Consider the following 20932-nt stretch of genomic DNA (forward strand, 5'->3'; position numbering starts at 1 on the left):
CACCCCACCCGGCGGAACGCACCCACCCCATCCCTGATCGATCAAGAGGTTCACGTCAGCTCCGGCGCGATTCCTGACGCAAACCTCTTGATCAACGGCCTGGTCGGGGCGGGTGGGTGGGTGGGTGGGGTGGGGGGTGGGTGGGCGGGGTGGGTGGGGCTCGGGGGGTGGCCGCGTACGCTGGGTGGCTGGTGAAACCGCCGGCCGCGCCGTGCGCCGGGCGTCCGTCGAAGGGGAGACGATGACCAAGCAGCCGGGCGGCTCCGCCGCTGCGGAGTCGGAGCGGTCGGCGGCGACCGACGGCGGCGACGCGGGGACCGACCGGCCCGCGACCGGCGACGCGGGGAACGACGAGGCCGGGACCGACCGGCCCGCGACCGGCGACGCGGGGAACGACCAGGCCGTGACCGGCGACGAGGCGTCGGCGGACCGGCCGGCGGCCGGTGGCCCACCGCTCGCGCCCGGTACGCCGGTGCTCGCGCTGCTGGCGCTCGGCTGGCTGGCCGCGATGCTCTGGTCGACCCGCGAGGCGATCAACTCCGCCGCCGCCGGCATCACCGCCGTGAGTCTCTCCGCCTTCGCGCTGCCCGGTGTGATCTCGGCCGCACTGGTCGCCGGCGGGGCGTTCGCGCTCTTCGGGGTCGACCTGCTCGCCCGGCGGGGAAGCGAGCGGCTCACCCTGCGCTTCGTCGCCGCGATCGGCACCGGGTTGCTGGTCGGGCTCGCCGCCGCCTTCGCGATCAACCTGACCTACGCCGACAACGCCACCACCAATGTGATCGCCGGCACCACCGCCGCTGCCGCGATCATCGGCGGGGCGGTGGCCGGTGCGCGTACCGCTCCGGTCGTCGGCGCCGTGCTGACCGCCGCGCTGGGGACCCTGGTGTTCGTGGTGGCGTTCAGCCGGGCCCGGGACCCGCTGTTCGACCTCTTCGGCGCCGGCGACACCCAGGAGTCGCTGCTGACCGCGGCGAAGTGGGTGTCCCGCACCGAGTCGCTGCTCGCCGGGCTGCTCGCCGGGCTGCTCGCGTTCGGCTACCTCGCCTGGGCCCGCCGCCGGGCCGTCCGCGTCGACGCCGGTACGCCCGCGCCGCGCTGGCCCGCGTACCTGCTCGCCGGCGCCGGGCCCGGCCTGCTCCTGCTGGTGGCCGAGGTGATCCTCCGGGTCGGCGGACGGGACCTGCTCGACCTGGCCAGCACGCTGAGCGAGGCCGACGCGGTCGCGCAGACGGCGCTGGGCACGTCCCGCATCGACAACGGGATCTGGGTGCTGTTCGTCGGCGCGCTGACCGCGATGATCGCCTTCGGCCGGACGCTCGGCCCCGCACCCACCGACGACGAGCCGGCCGAGAAGGTCTGACCGACCGCGCTCAGGAGCCGGGGCGCAGCAGCAGGTCCAGCTCGGTCACGTCGTACCACTCCAGCTCGTGGTCCTCGGCGCTGTCGACGGTGAACTGGGCGTCCGGGTCCCCGGCCAGCGCCTCGGTGACCACGTCGGCGGCGGCCGCCACGTCCTCGGCCGCGTCGGTGCCGTCCACGTGGACCGCGGCCACCGCCGCCAACGGCACCGCCCCGACCACCTCGACCAGGCTGGAACCCAACTCACCGTCGCCCCGGCCGACCGCCGAGGCGGGCAGGTCCACCGACACGACGACCCGCCGGCGGGGAGCGGCCCGATCGGCCCGCAGCAGTTGCAGCGCGTCCTGGGCGGCCCGGGTGAAGGCGACGTACTCCAACTCCTCCTCGTCGCCCTCCGCGTACCACTCACGCAGGTGGGGCGTGACCGCGTGCGCCGACGCCGCGGGCATCCCCTGGTCGCGGAGCAGCGTCAGCATCGGGACGGTCGCCGGTACGTACACCCGGACAAGCTCGTCGGTCACCGGTGGTCTCCCCTGCTCAGTCCCGCCCCGGCGGCCGCCGGTCCCGGGCGCCGATCATGCCGTACGCCGTGACCGTCATACACCCCGCACCTGCGCCACGGAAGTTCCGTGCCGGTGTGTCCGCCCGGCTCCTCGACCTGGGGCGTGCCGGGGACCTGTCCGGTGTCGCCCGGTGGTGGCAAACTCAAGCAAACGATGTCAACCCCGGGAGTTTTCGTGGAACCGAGGTTCCTGCTGCTCTCCGACGTGGCCGCCGAGCTGAACGTGTCGGACTCGCAGGTCTACCACATGGTGCGCAGCGGGGAACTGCCCGCGATCAAGATCGGCGGGCGTGGCCAGTGGCGGGTGGAGCGCGCCCGGCTGGAGGAGTACATCGAACGCAAGTATGCCGAGACCGCCGAGTGGGTGCGGGGCAACCCGCTGAGCGAGCGGGACCCGGAGTGACCGGTCACCCGTCGGAGGCCCATTGACCATCACCGCTTGAATAGCCGAGAATCGAGCTTATCCGAAAGCAAACGTAGGCAAACGCAAGATCATGGAGAGCTCCCGGATGTCCGACTCGCGCCGCCCCGGGCCGACCCGCCCTCCGATCCGGCTCCGCCCCGCGCCCTCGTCCGAGCCGCCGCTGACCGACGACGACGCTTTCCGCTGGCCGACGCCGGGACAGCTCGCCCTCGACCTGTTCGAGGAGGCGCGCAGAGGTGCCGGCCGGCCTCCGGACCGCCGTCAGCGACTCGCCCCGACCCCCGCCGGGCCGGGACGCCACGCCCTCCGCCCCCTTCCGGCCGGCGCCCTGGTCTCCGCGACGCCCGAGGCGACCCGGGCCGCACACCGCTTCGTCGGCACCTGCCTGGAGGTGCTCAACGGCTACCGCCCACCCGGGCAGCTCCGCCCCATGCTCGACCCGACGAGAGCCGCCGACCTGCTCCCGGAGCTGTCCCGGGCCAACGCCCGGTCCGGTCCAACCCGCCGTCGCTCCACCCGCCCGGGAATACACCTGCGCCGGCTACGGGTGTGCGAGCCACGACCGGCGGCCGTCGAGGCCGCCGCGATACTCACCTCCGCCGGTCGCACCTGGGCGATGGCACTGCGCCTGGAACACCGGCGCGGCACCTGGCTCTGCACCGCCCTCCAGGTCCTCTGACACCCCACCGAGGAACCCCGCGGCGGCCACGGCCCGAAGATCGACTCGGGCTCGCTGCCATCGGGGTGTCGCACGGAGAAACACCGATGTCAGTGAAGTCGAGTCGATCAAGACACCGATGCCCTCGGGCGGCGGGACGACGCGACGAGCCGCGGCCCTCCGGGGAGGGCCGCGGCTCGTGTCGTACGCCTGCGGTGTGGCCGGACCTGAAGGGCCGACCGAGGGGTCAGTTGCCGCCGTTGGGCGAGCCGTGGCAGCGCTTGTACTTGCGGCCGGAGCCGCACGGGCACGGGGCGTTGCGGGACGGCCCGTTGCCGGCGTCCGCCTGACCGGGCGACGGGCGACGGGCCGCGTTCCCCGAGACCACCGGGCCACGCACCCCGGCCGCGGGGCGCTGCGGCGCGTTGGGAGCCGTACGGCCCGGGGACGCCGGCGCCGCCGGGGTGGCCTGTCCCAGGCCGAGCGCCGGGGCGGACTCCGCGGGCCGCTCGACGGCCACCGCGCCGGCTCCGGCCTCGCCGTCGATGGTCGGCGCGGAGTATTGCAGGCCCTGCTGCTGCGGCGCCCGGTTGAGCCCCTTGGCCCGGATCTCGACCGGCTTGTCGAGCAGCTGGACCTCCTCGGCCTCCGGCTCGGGCTCCTCGACCTTGACGTCCAGGTTGTAGAGGAACCCGACGGTCTCCTCCTTGATGCCGTCCATCATGGTGGCGAACATGTCGAAGCCCTCGCGCTGGTATTCCACCACCGGGTCACGCTGCGCGTAGGCCCGCAGGCTGATGCCCTCCTGGAGGTAGTCCATCTCGTAGAGGTGCTCACGCCACTTGCGGTCGATGACCTGGAGCAGGACCATCCGCTCCAGCTGCCGGGTGCCCTCCGTGCCGAGCTGCTCCTCGCGCCGGTCGTACGCGGCGTGCGCGTCCTCCTTGAGGCGGGACAGCAGGAAGTCGGCGTCGATGCTGGAGCGGGAGCCGCCGGCCTCCTCCTCCAACTCCTCGATGGTCATGCCGACCGGGTAGAGCTGCTTGAGGCTGGACCAGAGCTGCTCCAGGTCCCAGTCCTCGGCGTAGCCCTCCGAGGTGGCGCCCTGCACGTAGGCGCCGACGGTGTCGTCGATCATGTTGCGGACCTGGTCGGACAGGTCCTCGCCGTTGAGCACCCGCAGCCGCTCGGCGTAGACCACCTGGCGCTGCTTGTTCATGACCTCGTCGTACTTGAGGACGTTCTTCCGGATCTCGGCGTTCTGGCCCTCGATCTGGGCCTGCGCGCTCTTGATCTGCTTGGTGACCATCTTCGACTCGATGGGCACGTCCTCCGGGATGTTGAAGCGCTCCATCACCGCCTCGACCGCGCCGGAGCGGAACCGCTTCATCAGCTCGTCCTGGAGGGAGAGGTAGAACCGGGACTCGCCCGGGTCACCCTGCCGGCCGGACCGACCGCGCAGCTGGTTGTCGATGCGACGCGACTCGTGCCGCTCGGTGCCCAGCACGTAGAGGCCACCGGCGGCGGCCACCTCCTCCGCCTCGACGTCGCAGGCCTGCTTCCACTGGGGCAGGACCTCCTCCATCGCCTTGGCGTACTCCTCCTCGTTCTCGATCGGGTCGAGGCCGCGCTGGCGCAGCTCGCTCGCCGCGAGGAACTCGGGGTTGCCGCCGAGCAGGATGTCGGTGCCGCGGCCGGCCATGTTGGTGGCGACGGTGACCGCGCCCTTGCGGCCGGCCTGCGCCACGATCTCGGCCTCCCGCGCGTGGAACTTGGCGTTGAGCACCGAGTGCGGGATGCCGCGGCGACGCAGCAGCTGGGAGAGGATCTCGGAGTTCTCCACCGAGACGGTGCCGACCAGAACCGGCTGGCCCGCCTGGTGCCGCTCGGCGATGTCCTCGACGACCGCGTTGAACTTGGCCTTCTCGGTCTTGTAGATCACGTCCGGGCGGTCCATCCGGACCATCGGGCGGTGCGTCGGGATGGTCACCACGCCGACCTTGTAGACCTTGTTGAACTCGCCGGCCTCGGTCTGGGCGGTACCGGTCATGCCGGACAGCTTCTCGTAGAGGCGGAAGTAGTTCTGGAGGGTGATCGTGGCCAGGGTCTGGTTCTCCTGCTTGATCTCCACCCCCTCCTTGGCCTCGATCGCCTGGTGCATGCCCTCGTTGTAGCGGCGTCCGTGCAGGATGCGGCCGGTGAACTCGTCGACGATCAGGACCTCGCCGTCGCTGACGATGTAGTCCTTGTCGCGCTTGTAGAGCTCCTTGGCCTTGATCGCGTTGTTGAGGTAGCCGACCAGCGGCGTGTTCACCGACTCGTAGAGGTTGTCGATGCCGAGCCGGTCCTCGACCTTGGCCACGCCGCGCTCGGTGACCGCGATGGTGCGCTTGGAGTAGTCGACCTCGTAGTCGCCCTCGCCGTCCTTGCCGGACTGGAGGCGGGCGACCACCCCGGCGAACTCGCCGTACCAGCGGGCGGAGTGCTCGGCCGGGCCGGAGATGATCAGCGGGGTGCGGGCCTCGTCGATGAGGATCGAGTCGACCTCGTCGACCACGGCGAAGTTGTGACCGCGCTGGACCAGCTCGTCCTTCGACCAGGCCATGTTGTCGCGCAGGTAGTCGAAGCCGAACTCGTTGTTGGTGCCGTAGGTGATGTCGCACTCGTACGCGGCCCGGTGCTCGGTGGACGGCCGGTTGGGCAGCACCACGCCGACGGTCAGGCCGAGGAACTCGTGCACCCGGCCCATCCAGGCCGCGTCACGCTGGGCCAGGTAGTCGTTGACCGTGATCACGTGCACGCCCTTGCCGGACAGCGCGTTGAGGTAGACCGGCATGACCGAGGTCAGCGTCTTGCCCTCACCGGTCTTCATCTCCGCGATGTTGCCGAAGTGCAGCGCCGCGCCACCCATCACCTGGACGTCGTACGGGCGCTGGCCGAGCACCCGGGCGGCCGCCTCGCGGCACACCGCGAACGCCTCCGGCAGCAGGTCGTCGAGGGTCTCCCCGTCGGCGAGCCGCTCCTTGAACTGCTCGGTCATGCCGGCCAACTCGTCATCGGTGAGGTTGACGTAGTCGTCCTCGATCGAGTTGACGGCAGCCGCGATGGCCTTGAGCCGGCGCACCATGCGGCCCTCGCCGGCGCGAAGGACCTTTTCCAGAATCGACACGGATCAACGCTCCCCTAGACAGTCTCGAACCATCGTAGGCGCTCCATCGGCGCGATGGTCACTGGTGGCGGGGGTCCGGCTTAACCAACCCGACATAAAACTCGTTCCGCACGCTGGCGGGCGCAAATCCGGTTACGCCGTCGGCGAACGTTCCGGCACCATGCTCGGATGGAGCCTGTGGAGATCGTCGAGGACGGCCTGCTACTGCGTCGTTGGCGGGCGACCGACGCCGACGCGGTGCACCGGGCCGGCCAGGATCCGGACATCCAGCGCTGGACCAACGTACCGCGCCCGTACCTGCCGGAACACGCCAGGGGCTTCGTCGCCGCCTCCTCCGACCAGCTCCGGGCGGAGGGCGGCGCCGCGCCGTTCGCGGTCTGTGACGCGGCCACCGGCGACGTGCTCGGCTCCTGCGGCCTGGTCACGCTCGACCGGGCCGGCCGTACCGGCGAGATCGGCTACTGGACGGCGCCGTGGGCGCGGGGGCGCGGCGTGGCCGTCCGGGCGACCCGGGCGGTCACCCGCTGGGCGTTCGACGCGCTGGGCCTCCGCCAGGTGATCTGGCGGGCCGAGACCGGTAACCACGCCGCCCGGCTGGTCGCGCTGCGCGCCGGCTTCCGGGTGGAGGGCCGCCTCCGGCTCGGCGACGAGGGCCGGGACGGCTGGATCGGCTCACTGCGCCCCGGTGAGGTCCCCGCGCCGGGCGAGACCGGCCCGGCCGGGCCGGGCACGCTGGACGCCCGCCGCGCCGCGGTCTTCGGCCGCCCGCAGCCCACCCTCTTCGCCACCGTGCAGGCCGGGGAGCTGCGGCTGCGGCCCCTGGAGGAACGGGACCTGGACGACGTGGTGGACGCCTGCCGGGACCCGGAGACCACCCGCTGGACCACCGTGCCGGACCCGTACCAGCGCGCGGACGCCGAGTGGTACCTGGGCTACGGGCGGAGCACCTGGGCCGGCGGCACCAACGCCTGTTTCGCCATCGCGGATCCGGGCGACCGGTTCGCCGGCACGGTGGACCTGCGGCTCTCCCCCACCGACCCGCTCCTGGCCGACGTCGGCTACTTCACCGCCGCGCGGGCACGCGGGCGGGGCTTCATGCCGGCCGCGCTGACCGCGCTGGGCACCTGGGGCTTCGCCACGCTGGGGCTGGCCCGGATCGAGTGGCGCGCCCACGTGGGCAACACCGCCAGCAGGCGGGCCGCCGAGAAGGCCGGCTTCACCGTGGAGGGCACCGTCCGGGGCGGCGTGCCGCACCGGGGCGAGCGGGTCGACGCGTGGATCGGTGGGCTGCTCGCGGAGGACGTCGCATGAGCATGGAGATCATCGAGACGCACGGTGTGCGACTGCGGCCGTACCTGATCACCGACGCCGCGGACGCCGCCGCCGGCTGCGACGATCCGCTGACGTCCCGCTTCCTCCCGGGGCTGCCCTCGCCGTACACCGAGGCGGACGCCCGGTGGTGGATCACCGAGGGCGCGCCGGCCGTCTGGGCCGGCGGCGGCGCCGCGTACGCGATCGCCGACCCGGACACCGACCGGCTGCTCGGCGGTGCGGGGTTGAGCCAGGTCGTGCCGTTCCGGTCGCAGGCCGAGGTCGGCTACTGGGTCGCGCCGTGGGCGCGCGGGCGGGGCGTGGCGACGGCCGCGACCCGGGCGCTCGCCGGGCACGCGTTCGCCACCGGCACCGCCCGGCTGGAGCTGCTCACCCACCCGGAGAACACCGCCAGCCAGCGGGTGGCGCTCGCCGCCGGCTTCCGTCACGAGGGCGTACGGCGGGCGGCGGGCCCGACCCGCACGGGCGAACGGGCCGACCTGATCGCCTGGGTACGGCTGGCCGACGACCCGCCCGGACCGGCCCGGCGGGTGCTGCCCGACCTGCCCGACGGCCGGCTCACCGACGGCGTGGTGACCCTGCGTCCGCTGCGGGGCGACGACGCGGGGACGATGTTCCGGCTGCACACCCGGCCGGAGGTGGTGGCGAACCAGCCGCCCCCGGTGCCGCCGACCAGGGAGGCGATCACGCGGCGGTGCGCGCTGTCCGGCAGCGCGTGGCTGACCGGGAGCATCGCCCGCCTGCTGATCCTGGACACGGCGACCGGCGAGCCGGCCGGAAGCTGTGGACTGTCCGTGACCGAGCCGGCCGCCTTCGGCGAGGGCATGGTCGGTTATGCCCTGTTGCCCGACTGGCGTGGTCGCGGGTACGCGACCCGCGCGCTCCGGCTGCTCGCCGGCTGGGCGTTCGGTCCGGTGGGGATGGCCCGGCTGGTCGCCGGCACCCTGCCCGGCAACGTCGCGTCGCACCGGGTGCTGGAGAACGTCGGCTTCCGCCGGGAGGGGCTGCTGACCGGTCGGCTGCCCGGCCTCGACGGGACCCGGACCGACGACCTGGCCTTCGGGCTCGTCCCCGGTGAGCTGCGCTGACGCGGCAGCACGCGGGAGCACGCGGGAGCGGCCGTGGTGGCGGCGGTGGCCGCCACCACGGCCGGCCGGGTCAGACCGCGAGCGAGATGATGCCGTAGTCGTAGGCGTGGCGGCGGTAGACGACGCTCGGCCGCCCCGACTCCTTGTCCTGGAACAGGTAGAAGTCGTGGCCCACCAGTTCCATCTGGAACAGCGCCTCGTCGATCGTCATCGGTTCGGCGGGGTGCACCTTCTCCCGCGCGATGTGCCACGGCTGATCGTCGTACTCCTCCTCCTCGACCCGGTCCGCGACGGCGGTGGCCGCACGGGCGGACGAGCCGTTGACGGAGGTGACGACGGGGGGAAGGTCGTCGACCGGCAGGCCGGCGGTGGCGGCGGCGACGGAGAGGGGGGCGTGCCGGCCCCGGTGCACGCGGCGGCGGTCGGCGGCCCGGCGGAACCGGGTGTCCAACTTCGCGATGGCAGCGTCGAGCGCGCTGTAGAAGTCGTTCGTGCACGCCTCGGCCCGGATCACCGGACCACGGGACACACAGGTGATCTCCACCCGCTGGCAGTGGTCCGCCTGGCGCGGATTCCGTTCGTGGAACAGTTCGACGTCGACTCGGATGAGCTTGTGATCGTAACGTTCGATCTTGGCGAGCTTCTCCGCCACGTGCACTCGGTAATGGTCCGGCACTTCGACGTTACGGCCCTTGACCACGATGTCCATCTGACCTCCTCGTTCGGGTGGTCGTTCGATCCGGCTTCCCGGTCGCGCGCCCGGCAGGAGGGGCCTGGTCGGCGTCGACCGGTGAGATAACGGCTACGCCTCCTTTCACCGCCGGGGTGGGGGAACGGACCCTCGACCCCGACGAGAAAACGCTAACCCCTGTTCGCCCGGCCGTCACCCCAGGTTGCCGGAACGGCCCAGGAATTTTCACAGGTCATACACCAAGGGGTGAAACGGAAACACGAACGGTTACGAAGGACGACGTTTCCGGGTCGCGGCCAGCACGGCGGCGACCGTCGGTGAGCGGTCGGTGGCCCGCAGTGCGCCGGCCACCGCCGCCAGCGTCGCCCCGGTGGTCACGATGTCGTCCAGGAGCACCACCGCCGCCGACCCGGCCGGCGGTGCGGCACGACGGGGGCGCACCCGGAACGCCGCCTGCGCCGCGGCCGCCCGGCCGGCGCTGTCCAGCGTCACCGAGTCCGCCCGGGGGCGGGCCACCAACGGCCGGTGCACCCGCACCGCCCAACCCGCCGTCCGCAGCCGCCGGGCGCAGTGCCCCGCCAACCGGCCCAGATGGTCGCCGTAACGGGCCCGGGCGGCCGCCGCGGTGTCCGGCACCGGCACCAGCAGCACCGGCCGCGCCGGGTCGACCGCCGCCGCCACGACCTCGGCGAGCAGGGCGCCGAGCGGCCGGGCCAACCCGTGCCGGCCGTGGTCCTTGTACGCGAGCAGCACCTCGCGCAGCGGGCCGGCGTACGGGCCGAGGGCCACGCAGGGCGGCAGGCCGGGCGGAGCCGGATCCGGGCGCACCGGACCCGGCCGCAGGTCGTGGAGGATGGCGACGCACCTCGGGCAGACCCCGTGCCGCAGTCCCGGCCGGCGTTCCCGGCAACCGGCGCACTCCACCGGCAGCACCAGGTCGGTGAGGTCCGCCCAGATCCCGCCGAGGTCCCGCACCGGCTCAGTACACGAAGAAGGGGGCGGTCGGGTTGCCCGGACGCGCGCCGTCCACGTCCTGCACCAGGTCCTGCGGGATCCGGTCGAACGGGCTGGTGCGGTAGGCCACCTCGTTCGCCTCGACCATCGCCAGGCCGAAGGAGCTGAACGGGTTGGCCGGGTAGGAGGTCAGGTGGGTCGCCGGAGCGCCGAGATCCTGTTCCAGTGGAAGCTCCAGCGCCCCGTCCACGCTCATCTCGTACAGGCCAGGACGGCCGGCGGCGGAACCGGCCACGATGAGGTGGTTCTCGCCGTACCAGTCGACGGCGGTGAGCTGGGCCAGCGACACCGGCAGCCGCCGGGCCGGCCCCACCGCGAGCACGCCGCCGTCGAGGTTGACCGCGACGACGTACGGCACGCCGGCGACGACGACGGCCAGCCGGTGACCGTCGAGCGAGGCGGCGACGGCGGTCACCGGACCGGTGAGGCCGAGGGTGACCGGGGCGGGCTGGGCGCCGCCGTCGAAGCGGAGGAGCCTGCCGTCCGCGACGACCAGCCCGACCGGCTCCCGCTGGTCGGCCGAGCGGAGCCAGACCGGCCGGCTCATCGCGGCCCAGCCCCGACCCGTGCTGCGCTTGAGGATGGACACCTGTCCCTGACCGAGGCCGACGGCGAGCTGTCGACGCCCGTTCGGATCTTCGACCACCAGGGCGGCGTGGGTGGCGGTGCCGGCGCGACTCACCGCGGCGGACACGATGTCGCTGTTGGCGCCGGCCCCGACCGGAACATCGCCGGGCGTCTCGTCCGGGTAGGCCAGGGCGTGGATCGCCCCGTCGTAGACGCAGAACCGCCGCGGCGGGTCGTCGACCCGGTAGATCCGGTGCGTCTGCCGTCGTTGCTCCAGGTCGTTGATCACCAGGTCCTGCTGGTTGCGGACCTTCAGGTCCAGCCCGCCGTAGACCCCCCTCAGCGACCACGCCAGCTGGGTGCCGAACTGCTCCACCCGGGTGCGGTCGACGCCGGGCATCTCGATGTTGACCTCCCAGCGGTTGCCCGTCCGGGTGGCGTTGTTGATCAGGTCGGTGCGGTCCGGCAGTGGGCTGGCCGCCCGGCCGAGCCACTCCGAGGGGCCCGCGACGAGCCACTTGACCACCTCGCTGACCTGCCGGTCCTCCGGCACCGCCAGGGGCAGGTAGCGCTGGTCGGGGACCAGCCGCTGACGGTCCGAACTCCAGAAGTAGACCGTCCGGGATTCGTAGTAGGTGGCCAGCGCGTCGACGCTGAGCAGGGGCACGTTGGGCGGGTTCACCACGTACCAGTCGATCTCTTCGCCGGCCTCCAGTGTCGGCCGCAACCGGAACCGGTACGACGTCTCGGAGGCCTCCGGCGGGGCGAGCACCCCGTCCGCCCGCAGCCGACCGACCTGCTGGACGCTGATCGTGACGTCGATGTCGTCCAGGTTGGTGGTGATCTCCGGCTGCTTGGTCAACCGGACCACGGTCAGGACGACCTCACTGCCCTGCTTCTCCTGCAACAGGGAATGGCTGCCCCGGTCGATGTACTGGCGCACCCGGTCGTACGCCCGGTCGGGCTCGCCGGCCGGCGCGGCGAGGAAGTTCCGGACGAACTGCTCGGGGCTGTCGGCGGCGGTGCGGGACGGCGGCTCGACGCGGCCGGCGCTGGTCGCACCGCCGGTCGCCACCGGACCGGTCCCCTCGACCCGGACCTCGGTGCGTTCCGGGATGCCGCAGCCGGCGACGCCGCCGAGGAGGCTGACCGCTCCGAGCAGCCCGGCCAGCAGCCGTCGCGTCACGACGTCACCTGCGCCCGGTCGCCCTGAGGTGCCGGTGCCGGACCGATGGCCAGCGCCCCGCCGGCACCCGGGCCGATGGCGAGCGGCCCGCCGGACCGGGGTCCACCGAACGGCAGCGCGGCGTCTGCGGGTACCAGCCGCAGGGGCGAGGTGGTCAGCCGATCGCCGGCGCGTGCCGGCAGGGTGAGCCGGAACTGGGCGCCCTGCCCGGGCGCGCCCCACGCCTCCAGCCAACCGCCGTGCAGCCGGGCGTCCTCCAGGCTGATCGACAGGCCGAGCCCGGTGCCGCCGGTCTGCCGGGCCCGCGACGGGTCAGCGCGCCAGAACCGGTTGAAGACCAGCTTCTCCTCGCCCGGCTTCAACCCGACGCCGTGGTCCCGTACGGTGATCGCCACCGCCGTGTCGTCCAGCCCGAGGGTGATCAGCACCGGCTTGGCCTCCCCGTGCTCGACCGCGTTGCCGACCAGGTTGCGCAGCACCCGCTCGACCCGGCGCGGGTCGACCTCGGCGATCACCGGCGCGCTCGGCACGTCCAGCTCGATGGCCACCCCGACCCGCTCGGCGAGGCCGGCGAGGCGGTCCACCACCCGGTTCACCACCGGCACCAGGTCGGTCGGCTCGGCGTCGAGCATGGCGAAACCGGCGTCGAACCGGCTGATCTCCAGCAGGTCGGTCAGCAGTTCCTCGAACCGGTCCAGCTCGGCCTGGAGCAGCTCCGCGCTGCGGGCCACCGCCGGGTCGAACTCGTCCCGCTCGGCGAAGATCAGATCGGCCGCCATCCGGACCGTGGTCAGCGGCGTCCGCAGCTCGTGCGAGACGTCCGAGGTGAAGCGCCGTTGCAGGCGGGACATCTCCTCCAGCCGGAGGATCTGCCGTTGCAGGTTGGTCGCCATCTGGTTGAAGGACGCGGCGAGCAGGGCCAGGTCGTCCTCCCCGTTGACCACCATCCGCTGGTCCAGCAGCCCGGCGGAGAGCCGCTGGGCGGTCCGGGCCGCCACCCGCACCGGCGTGACCACCAGCCGGGTGACCAGTGCGGCGAGCAGGCCCAGGAGCAGCACCAGAGCCACCCCGGTGGCGACCACGGTGGCCCGGGCGGTGGCGGCGGCCTCGTCCTGCCGGGTCAGCGGCACCAGGTAGTAGAGCTCCACCTGACCGAAGCGGGTGGGCACCGGCGAGCCGTAGACCAGGTATTTCGTCCGGGTACCGTCGACCGTGCCGGTGCGGATCTGGCTGGCCTTCTTGCCGGTGGCCACCGCGTCGCGCAGCTCGCGGCTGATCAACGGCTGGATCGGGACGGCCGGCGAGGTCTGCGGCTTGATCACTCCGGGGTAGCGGTCGGCGGTCAGCGCCACCACCACGCCGGTCGCCTGCTGCGGGTCGCCGCCGGCCAGATAGTTGACCGTCCCGTCGATGGTGTCCTGGAGCTGCGCCTCCTGGGGCAGGTTGTAGAGCCCGAACTGCTTGGCCGCGTACGCCGCGCCGCTGTCCAGCCGGGTCTCCACGTCCGTCTCGACGTTCTCCAGCAGGATGCTGGTGATCTTGTCAGCGATCAGATAGGCGAAACCGCCCACCAGCAGGCTGGAGGCCACCAGGGTGATGGTCACCACCCGCACCTGGAGCGAGCGCCGCCAGGTGAGGTGCAGCCCGGCAGCCAGGCCCAGGAACCGGCCGATCAGGGCGCGCCAGAGCGCCCGCGCGGCGGGTCGCCAGCCGGCGGCGGTCTCGGGGAGCGGGTTCGGGGCGCTGGTCACGGTGCAGACCAGGCTATCCGGTACCCGCCTTGTAGCCCACGCCCCGCACGGTCAGGATGATTTCCGGCCGCTCCGGATCCGGTTCGATCTTGGCGCGGAGCCGCTGCACGTGCACGTTCACCAGCCGCGTGTCGGCCGCGTGCCGGTAGCCCCAGACCTGCTCCAGCAGCACCTCACGGGTGAAGACCTGACGCGGCTTGCGGGCGAGCGCGACCAGCAGGTCGAACTCCAGCGGCGTCAGCTTCACCTCCTCGCCGTTGCGGCTGACGGTGTGCGCCGGCACGTCGATGGTGATCTGGTTGTCGGGCGGGCCGATGGTCAGCATCTCCGGGGCGACGTCCTCGCCCCGGCGCAGCCGCGCCCGCATCCGGGCCACCAGTTCCTTGGGCTTGAACGGCTTGACCACGTAGTCGTCGGCACCGGACTCCAGGCCGAGGACCACGTCGACGGTGTCGCTCTTCGCGGTCAGCATGACGATGGGCACGCCGGACTCGGTCCGGATCGACCGCGCCACGTCGATGCCGCTCATGCCGGGCAGCATGAGGTCGAGCAGCACGATGTCCGGCCGGTTCTCGCGGAACGCGGCCAGGGCCCGTTCCCCGTCGGCGACGAACGAGGGCAGGAAGCCCTCGCTGCGCAGGACGATGCCGAGCATCTCGGCGAGCGCGGGGTCGTCGTCGACCACCAGTACCCGGGCTCTCATGGGGTTAATTGTCCATCCCCGTTCCGTTGGCGTGGGATCGGCGTCACCCGGCACGGTACTGCCGTCGGCCGCCGTCGCACAGCAGGGCGGCGTAGGACGCCGTCCGGCCGGCGTGCGGTCCACCCGATCGGGACCGCGCGTGTAACCATGATCCCTGCCTGCGGAGCCGCGCGCCACCGCCGCCCGGCACCCGTCCGTCCACCGCCCGAGGAGTACGCGTGCCCGACGCCGGCTCGACCGCCGTGCTCCCGCGGCGCCCCCTCACCGTCGGCGAGGTGCTCGACTCGGCCGTCCTGCTGCTGCGTGACCACGTCGCGGTACTGCTCCCGCTCGGCCTGGTGCTGGCCGTCGGCGAGCAGGTGCTGCTGCACCCGCTGCGCGCGGCGGCCGACACGCGGCCCCCGACGTGGATCCTCGGCTTCCACGACTTCGGCCCGTTCTGGCTGCTGCTGGCCGTCGGCGCCGCCGCCGAGGCGGTGATCATCCTGCTGCTCGGCAATCCCGCCGCCCGCGCCGCCGCGGCCGCCCTGGCCGGCCGCCGGGCCGGCGCCCGCGAGCTGCTGCGTCCGTCCGGTGCCCGCTGGGCGGCCACCGCGCTGACCGCGGGACCGGTCGCCCTGGTGATGGTCGCCGCGGCGCTGCTCGGGCCGTTCTGGCTGATCGGCTTCGCCCTGCTCGGCGGCGTCGCGTCGGCCCTGGTGGTGGACCGGGTCACCGGCTACCGGGCGCTGCCCCGCTCGGCCACCCTGGCGCTGCGCGGCGGCGGCCGGGCCGGCGGGCTCCGGCTCCTCGGCTATCTGGTCTGGTGGATCGTCCGGGTCGGCCTCGGCACCGGCGCGTACCTCGGGCTCGAATCGGTGGGTCTGCTCGACGATGACTGGGCCGTCCGGCTGTCGCTGGCGCTCTGGGCGGCCGTGAACGCCGTCGCGTACCCGGCACTGGCCTGCCTGGACGCGGTTCTGCACCTGGAGACGCGGATGCGCGGCGAGGGGCTGGACATCCGGCTGTCCCGGGCCCGTCCGGGCATCCCGGAGCACGCGGTGCTGGGGGTCGACCGGTGAGCTTCAGCCGGTGGTGGACCGAGACGACGGCCAGCCTGGGCGACCGGCTGCCGCTTCCGCTGGCGACGCTGCTGCTGGTGCTCGGGGCGGTGCTCGTCGCCGCCGGCTGGTACACGTTCCCGGCCTGGGTGCCGCGCCGGCTGCCCCGACTGCGGCTGCCCCGACTGCGGCGGCCCCGACTGCGACGGCCGCGCCGATCCCGACGGCCCGCCCGGACCGGCGACGCCGCGGTCGTACCGTCGCCCCGGGAGCCCGAGGCGGAGCCCGCGATGACCGCGGACGTCTCCCTCGCGGACCGGCTCGCCGGGCAGGGTCGCTACGCCGAGGCGGTCCGGGAACGGCTCCGGGCGATGGTGCGCGAGCTGGTCGCCCGCCGGGTGGTGACCCACGAACCGGGCATGACGGTGGTCGAACTGGTCGCCGCCGCCGCCCGGAGCCGCCCGCCGGTGGAGCCGCCCCTGGGCGCCGCCGGCGCGATCTTCTCCGAGCTGTGGTACGCCCACCGCACGGCCACCGCCGAGCACGACCGGCGGATGCGGGAGCACGCCGAGGACCTGCGCCGGCTGCTGGACGGGGAGGGACCGTGACCGCCACCGCATCCGCTCCCGGTACCGCAGCCCGTCCCCGGCGGCGCCGCCACCGGATCCTGCTGCCGCTCGGCCTGGCCGCGCTGCTCCTCGTCACCACCCTGGTCACCCACGCCGTCGACCAACCCGATCCCGACGGCGGGTTCCTCTCCCCGGTGTCGGACGGCCCGGACGGGGGCAGCCGGCTGGCCGAGGCGCTGCGCGCACGCGGCGTCACCGTGCAACGGGAGACGGACACCCAGCGGGCGGTCGCGGCCACCCGGAGCGGGCCGGTGACGCTGTTCGTGCCGGCCCCGGACCTGCTGCACCCCCGCACGGTGCCGGCGTTGCGCGCCCTGCCCGACCGGACCCGGCTGGTGCTGGTCGACCCGCCCCGGCGGGTGCTGCTCTCCGCCGGGCTGTCCGTCGCCCCGGCCGAGCGTCGCTGGGCCGCCCGGGCCGTCCGGCCCGAGGCCCGCGGCCTGCCCTGCCCCCTGCCCGAGCTGGCCGGGGTCGGACAGGTCGCCGTCGGCCTCCAGCGGTGGGCCCTGACAGCCGAGCGGTGGGGGGACGCCGACTTCTGCTTCGCCGACCACCTGGTACGCCTGGGCAGCACCCGGGACACCGTGCTGGCGGGCGGCAGCGACCCGTTCCGGAACGCCCGGATCGACGAGTGGGACAACCGCGCGTTCGCCACGGCTCTGCTCGGCGGTACCGGCCGGGTGGTGTGGCTGGACCTGGACGGGCCGGCACCGGCACCGACATACCCGGCCCGCCCGCCGAGGGGCGACGGCCCGGCGGACCGGCCCGCCCCACCCGGAGACGACCAGCCCGGCGACGGCCCACCGGGCGACGGCTACGGGGACGGCTACGGGGACGGGAATGGCCCGGGCGGCCGGCCCGGCGACGGGCAACCCGGGGACGGCTCCGGCGACGGAGACGGCTCCGGGCGGGACGACGGCTCCGCCGACGGTGGCGACCCACCGAATCCGCTGTGGAACGCGTTCCCCGGCTGGTTCTGGGCGCTGCTGCTCCAGCTCCTCCTGGCCGCGCTGCTCGCCGCCGTCTGGCGGGCCCGCCGCCTCGGCCCGCCCTCGGTCGAACCGCTGCCGGTCAGCGTCCCGGCGGCGGAGACGGTGCTCGGCCGGGCCCACCTCTACCAGCGGGCCGGCGCCCGGGACACCGCCGCCCGTACGCTGCGCGCCGCCACCCTGACCCGGCTGCTCCCCCGGCTCAACCTGCCGGCGGACGCGCACCGGAACGAGGTCGTCGTGGCGGTCGCCGCCCGTACCGGCGACGGCCCGCAGCGGACCGACGACCTGCTGTACGGTCCCCCGCCCGAATCCGACCAGAGGCTGCTGGAGCTGGCCCGCTCCCTGGACCGGACCGCCCGTACGGTGGCCCCGCACCCCGGCGGGCCGTTCCCGCCGTCCGACGCCGCGCACCCGCACCGACCGTGAAGGAGACCCCGGTGACTCGACCCGCCGGAACCGCCGAGCCGACGGCTCTCGCCCCGGACGACCCCCGCGCCGCCCTCGAGCGCCTGCGCGCGGAGGTGGCCAAGGCGGTCGTCGGGCAGGACGGCGTCGTCACCGGCCTGCTGATCGCCCTGCTCTGCCGGGGGCACGTGCTGCTGGAGGGCGTGCCGGGCGTGGCGAAGACGCTACTGATCCGCACCGTGGCCACCGCGCTGGACCTGGGCTCCAAGCGGATCCAGTTCACCCCGGACCTGATGCCCGGCGACGTCACCGGTTCGCTGATCTTCGACCCGCACACCGCCGCGTTCACCTTCCGCGAGGGCCCGGTCTTCACCAACCTGCTGCTCGCCGACGAGATCAACCGCACCCCGCCGAAGACCCAGTCGGCGCTGCTGGAGGTGATGGAGGAACGGCAGGTCTCGGTGGAGGGCGAGCGGCGACCGCTGCCCGAGGTGTTCATCGTGGCCGCCACCCAGAACCCGATCGAGTACGAGGGCACCTACCCGCTGCCCGAGGCGCAGCTCGACCGGTTCCTGCTCAAGCTGACCGTGCCGATGCCGACCCGGGAGGAGGAGCTGGGCGTACTCCGGGCGCACCACGCCGGCTTCGACCCCCGGGACCTGGCCGCGGCCGGCGTACGGCCGGTGGCGGACGCCGCGGACCTGGCCGCGGCGCGGGACGCGGTCGGCCGCGTCTACCTGGCCGAGCCGCTCCTCGGTTACATCGTGGACCTGTGCCGGGCGACCCGGGAAACCCCCGCCCTGGAGCTGGGCGCGTCACCCCGGGGCGCCACGGCGCTGCTCGGCACGGCCAAGGCGTGGGCCTGGCTGGCGGGCCGCGACCACGTGCTGCCGGACGACGTCAAGGCGGTGGCCCGGCCGACGCTGCGGCACCGCCTGCGCCTGCGCCCGGAGATGGAACTGGAGGGCGTCACCGTCGACGCGGTGCTGGACACGGTGCTGGCCACCGTGCCGACCCCGCGATGACCTGGCGGGCGGCGGCGCTGCTGCTGGCCGGCGGGGTCACCCTGCCGCTCTGGCCGTCGCCGTTCGCCGGCCTGCTGGTGATGGCCGGCGCGGTGCTGTTGCTCGCCGCGCTCGACCGGGCGCTGGCCGTGCCGCCGGGCGCGCTCACCGCCGTCCGCGAGGGGGACCGCGCGGTCCGGCTCGGCGACTCGGCCACCGTCGCGCTGCTGCTGCACAACCCCACCGGCCGTACGCTGCGCGCCCGGGTCCGGGACGCCTGGGTGCCCTCGGCCGGCGCCCGACCCGACGTGCCGCCGTCCCGCCTGGTCCGGATCGAGCCGGGCGGAACGGTGTCGCTGACCACCCGCCTGACGCCGCTGCGTCGGGGCGACCGCCCGGCGACCACGCTGACGGTTCGCTCCGTCGGCCCGCTGGGGCTGGCGTTCCGGCAGCGCTCCGGCCGGCCGGCGACACCGCCGTGGACGCTGCGGGTGCTGCCCCGGTTCGACTCCCGCCGGCACCTGCCGGAGAAGCTGTCCCGGTTGCGCGTCATCGACGGCACCCAGGTGACCCGTGGACGCGGCCAGGGCACCGAGTTCGACGCGTTGCGCGAGTACGTGGTCGGCGACGACGTACGTTCGATCGACTGGCGGGCCAGCGCCCGCCGCGCCGACGTGCTGGTGCGGACGTGGCGGCCGGAGCGGGACCGGCGGCTGGTGTGCGTGCTGGACACCGGCCGCACCTCCGCGGTACGCGTCGGCGACGAGCCCCGGCTGGACACCGCGATCGACGCCGCGCTCCTGCTGACCGCCCTCGCCGCCCGCGCCGGGGACCGGGTCGACCTGCTCGCCGCCGACACCGCCGTCCGGGCCTCGGTCACCTCACGACAACTCCAGCTCGGCGCGTCTGCCGCCGCGCCACGACCTGGAGCCGGCGCCGGGCGGCCTGGGCTGCTCGCCCGGCTCGCGCACGCCCTCGCCCCGCTGCAACCGTCGCTGGTGGAGACCGACTTCGACCTGATCGCCGCCGAGTTGCTGCGCCGCCGGCAGCACCGCAGCCTGGTGGTGCTGTTCACCGCGCTGGAGGCGGGCGCGCTGGGCGAGGGACTGCTCCCGGTGCTGCCCCGGCTCGCCGCCCGGCACACGGTGGTGGTCGCGGCCAGCCACGACCCGGTGCTCGCCGCCCTCACCACGGCCACTCCGGAACACCCGCGGGACGCGTACGCGGCGGCGGCGGCGTGGCGGGCGCTGGCCGAACGGGACCGGGTGCGGGCGGCGCTGGCCCGGCACGGCGTGACGGTCGTCGACGCCCCCGCCGGTCACCTCGCCCCCGCCGTCGCCGACACCTACCTCCGGCTCAAGTCCCAGGGCCGCCTCTGACCGGCGGAACGTGGGTGGCACGGCGGCCCAGGACCACCACGTACGCCCCGAAGGCGAGCCACACGGCGGCACCGACGGCCACCCGGAGCGGGACCGGGACGGGCGCCGGGGTGACGAACGCCTCGATGCCGGCGGCGACGGCGAACAGCCCGACCAGGCCCACCGCGACCAGGACGCCCTCGCGTCCCGCCCGGGCCACCGCCTGGCCCCGGCTCAGGTCCGGAGGCGGCGCGATCCACGCCCAGCCGGTCCGCAGGCCGACCCCGGCGGCCACGAAGACCCCGGTCAGCTCCAACAGGCCGTGCGGGGTGATCAGGCCGAAGAACACGTCGGCCCGGCCGTAGGCCACCATCACCCCGCCCACCACGCCGATGTTGAGCGCGTTCTGCCACAGCAGGTAGAGCACCGGCACGATCAGGACCCCGGCGGCCAGGCACTGGGCGGCCAGCCAGGCGTTGTGCGTCCAGAGGTGGAAGGCGAACGTCGGCGCCGCGAACTCGGTGTAGTAGCCGGCGAAGCCGGACTCCACCAGTTCCGCCGCCGCCTGCTCGCCGATCAGCGCGGACGCGGTGTCCGGGTTGCCGGCCACATAGCCGATGAGGAAGAAGCTGAGCAGGGTGAACGCGGTCGCCACGCCGCACCACCACGGCCAGGCCCGGTAGACGGCCCCGGGGAACCCGGCGGTGACGAACCGCCCGAGGGCCGACCAGGACGGGCGCGGACGACCGGTGAGCCGGGCCCGGGCCCGCAGCACCATCTGGGAGAGCTGGCCGAGCAGGGCCGGGTCAGGGTGCCGGCTGCGCAACACCGAGAGCTGGGTGGTGGCCCGCTGGTAGAGGGCGACCAGCTCGTCGACCTCGTCGGCGTCGAGCCGGGAGCGGCCGGTCAGCTCCTCCAGCCGTCGCCACTCCCCGCCGTGCTCCGCGACGTACGCGTCGAGATCCACCGCCACCCCCGTCCGGAGGATCATAGTGTTCAC

18 protein-coding genes are annotated in these 20932 nt (G+C 74.1%); 10 read left to right on the forward strand and 8 right to left on the reverse strand.

Features of this window, described 5'->3' with window-relative positions; all coding sequences use genetic code 11:
* Positions 1 to 241 precede the first annotated feature (241 nt).
* Positions 242 to 1360, forward strand: coding sequence for a hypothetical protein (locus D7223_RS31505; RefSeq protein WP_120733197.1), 1119 nt, complete (start codon positions 242 to 244; stop codon positions 1358 to 1360).
* Positions 1361 to 1370: 10 nt separating this feature from the next.
* Here the strand turns inward: D7223_RS31505 and D7223_RS31510 are convergent, their stop codons facing one another.
* On the reverse strand, positions 1371 to 1880 hold the full coding sequence (locus D7223_RS31510) for a DUF6912 family protein (RefSeq protein WP_120733199.1): 510 nt from the start codon (positions 1878 to 1880) through the stop codon (positions 1371 to 1373).
* A gap of 195 nt (positions 1881 to 2075) precedes the next feature.
* Here D7223_RS31510 and D7223_RS31515 point away from each other — a divergent pair, with 195 nt between their 5' ends.
* Entirely contained in the window at positions 2076 to 2324 is a 249-nt protein-coding gene (locus D7223_RS31515; protein ID WP_186832270.1) for a helix-turn-helix domain-containing protein, read from the forward strand.
* A 106-nt stretch (positions 2325 to 2430) separates the two neighbouring features.
* Positions 2431 to 3024 carry an Rv3235 family protein gene (locus tag D7223_RS31520; protein WP_120733203.1) on the forward strand — a complete coding sequence of 198 codons (594 nt, stop codon included), beginning with the start codon at positions 2431 to 2433 and terminating at the stop codon, positions 3022 to 3024.
* 226 nt (positions 3025 to 3250) lie between these two features.
* Here D7223_RS31520 and secA read toward each other — a convergent pair whose 3' ends face one another.
* Positions 3251 to 6172 (reverse strand): preprotein translocase subunit SecA, encoded by a 2922-nt coding sequence (gene secA / locus D7223_RS31525; RefSeq protein ID WP_120733205.1) that lies wholly within the window; start codon positions 6170 to 6172, stop codon positions 3251 to 3253.
* 168 nt (positions 6173 to 6340) lie between these two features.
* Here secA and D7223_RS31530 point away from each other — a divergent pair, with 168 nt between their 5' ends.
* Both D7223_RS31530 and D7223_RS31535 read left to right on the forward strand, forming a co-directional pair.
* On the forward strand, positions 6341 to 7483 hold the full coding sequence (locus tag D7223_RS31530) for a GNAT family N-acetyltransferase (RefSeq protein ID WP_120733207.1): 1143 nt from the start codon (positions 6341 to 6343) through the stop codon (positions 7481 to 7483).
* On the forward strand, positions 7480 to 8592 hold the full coding sequence (locus D7223_RS31535) for a GNAT family N-acetyltransferase (protein WP_120733209.1): 1113 nt from the start codon (positions 7480 to 7482) through the stop codon (positions 8590 to 8592). Before D7223_RS31530 ends, D7223_RS31535 begins: the two co-directional genes overlap by 4 nt.
* Before the next feature lie 70 nt (positions 8593 to 8662).
* On the opposite strand, the gene hpf is transcribed toward D7223_RS31535, so the two are convergent.
* The 5 genes from hpf to mtrA form a co-directional block, all read right to left on the reverse strand.
* On the reverse strand, positions 8663 to 9301 hold the full coding sequence (gene hpf, locus D7223_RS31540; protein ID WP_120733211.1) for a ribosome hibernation-promoting factor, HPF/YfiA family: 639 nt from the start codon (positions 9299 to 9301) through the stop codon (positions 8663 to 8665).
* A gap of 249 nt (positions 9302 to 9550) precedes the next feature.
* Positions 9551 to 10216, reverse strand: coding sequence for a ComF family protein (locus D7223_RS31545; protein WP_120733270.1), 666 nt, complete (start codon positions 10214 to 10216; stop codon positions 9551 to 9553).
* A 46-nt stretch (positions 10217 to 10262) separates the two neighbouring features.
* Positions 10263 to 12050, reverse strand: coding sequence for an LpqB family beta-propeller domain-containing protein (locus tag D7223_RS31550; RefSeq protein ID WP_120733213.1), 1788 nt, complete (start codon positions 12048 to 12050; stop codon positions 10263 to 10265).
* Entirely contained in the window at positions 12047 to 13801 is a 1755-nt protein-coding gene (gene mtrB / locus D7223_RS31555) for an MtrAB system histidine kinase MtrB (RefSeq protein WP_120733215.1), read from the reverse strand. Before mtrB ends, D7223_RS31550 begins: the two co-directional genes overlap by 4 nt.
* A gap of 13 nt (positions 13802 to 13814) precedes the next feature.
* Positions 13815 to 14504 (reverse strand): MtrAB system response regulator MtrA, encoded by a 690-nt coding sequence (gene mtrA / locus D7223_RS31560; protein ID WP_120733217.1) that lies wholly within the window; start codon positions 14502 to 14504, stop codon positions 13815 to 13817.
* A 218-nt stretch (positions 14505 to 14722) separates the two neighbouring features.
* On the opposite strand from mtrA, the gene D7223_RS31565 reads away from it, so the two are divergent.
* Genes D7223_RS31565 through D7223_RS31585 form a run of 5 tightly spaced genes read left to right on the forward strand, consistent with a single transcriptional unit; the run spans position 14723 to position 19953 of the window.
* The gene (locus tag D7223_RS31565; RefSeq protein WP_120733219.1) at positions 14723 to 15565 is read left to right on the forward strand and encodes a hypothetical protein; all 843 of its coding nucleotides are present in this window, start codon (positions 14723 to 14725) and stop codon (positions 15563 to 15565) included.
* On the forward strand, positions 15562 to 16152 hold the full coding sequence (locus D7223_RS31570; RefSeq protein WP_120733221.1) for a DUF4129 domain-containing protein: 591 nt from the start codon (positions 15562 to 15564) through the stop codon (positions 16150 to 16152). The genes D7223_RS31565 and D7223_RS31570 overlap by 4 nt, the downstream gene beginning before the upstream one ends.
* A complete protein-coding gene (locus D7223_RS31575; protein WP_120733223.1) occupies positions 16149 to 17591 on the forward strand; it encodes a DUF4350 domain-containing protein in 1443 nt (480 codons plus the stop codon). Before D7223_RS31570 ends, D7223_RS31575 begins: the two co-directional genes overlap by 4 nt.
* 11 nt (positions 17592 to 17602) lie before the next feature.
* Entirely contained in the window at positions 17603 to 18595 is a 993-nt protein-coding gene (locus D7223_RS31580) for an AAA family ATPase (protein ID WP_120733272.1), read from the forward strand.
* Positions 18592 to 19953 carry a DUF58 domain-containing protein gene (locus D7223_RS31585; RefSeq protein ID WP_120733225.1) on the forward strand — a complete coding sequence of 454 codons (1362 nt, stop codon included), beginning with the start codon at positions 18592 to 18594 and terminating at the stop codon, positions 19951 to 19953. Before D7223_RS31580 ends, D7223_RS31585 begins: the two co-directional genes overlap by 4 nt.
* Here D7223_RS31585 and D7223_RS31590 read toward each other — a convergent pair.
* Positions 19931 to 20923: a stage II sporulation protein M gene (locus D7223_RS31590; protein WP_238162310.1), complete on the reverse strand. Its 993-nt coding sequence runs from the start codon at positions 20921 to 20923 to the stop codon at positions 19931 to 19933. The genes D7223_RS31585 and D7223_RS31590 overlap by 23 nt on opposite strands.
* Between the last annotated feature and the right edge of the window lie 9 nt (positions 20924 to 20932).

The sequence above is a fragment of the Micromonospora endolithica genome (assembly GCF_003626595.1).
In the GTDB taxonomy this organism is placed as follows: domain Bacteria; phylum Actinomycetota; class Actinomycetes; order Mycobacteriales; family Micromonosporaceae; genus Micromonospora; species Micromonospora endolithica.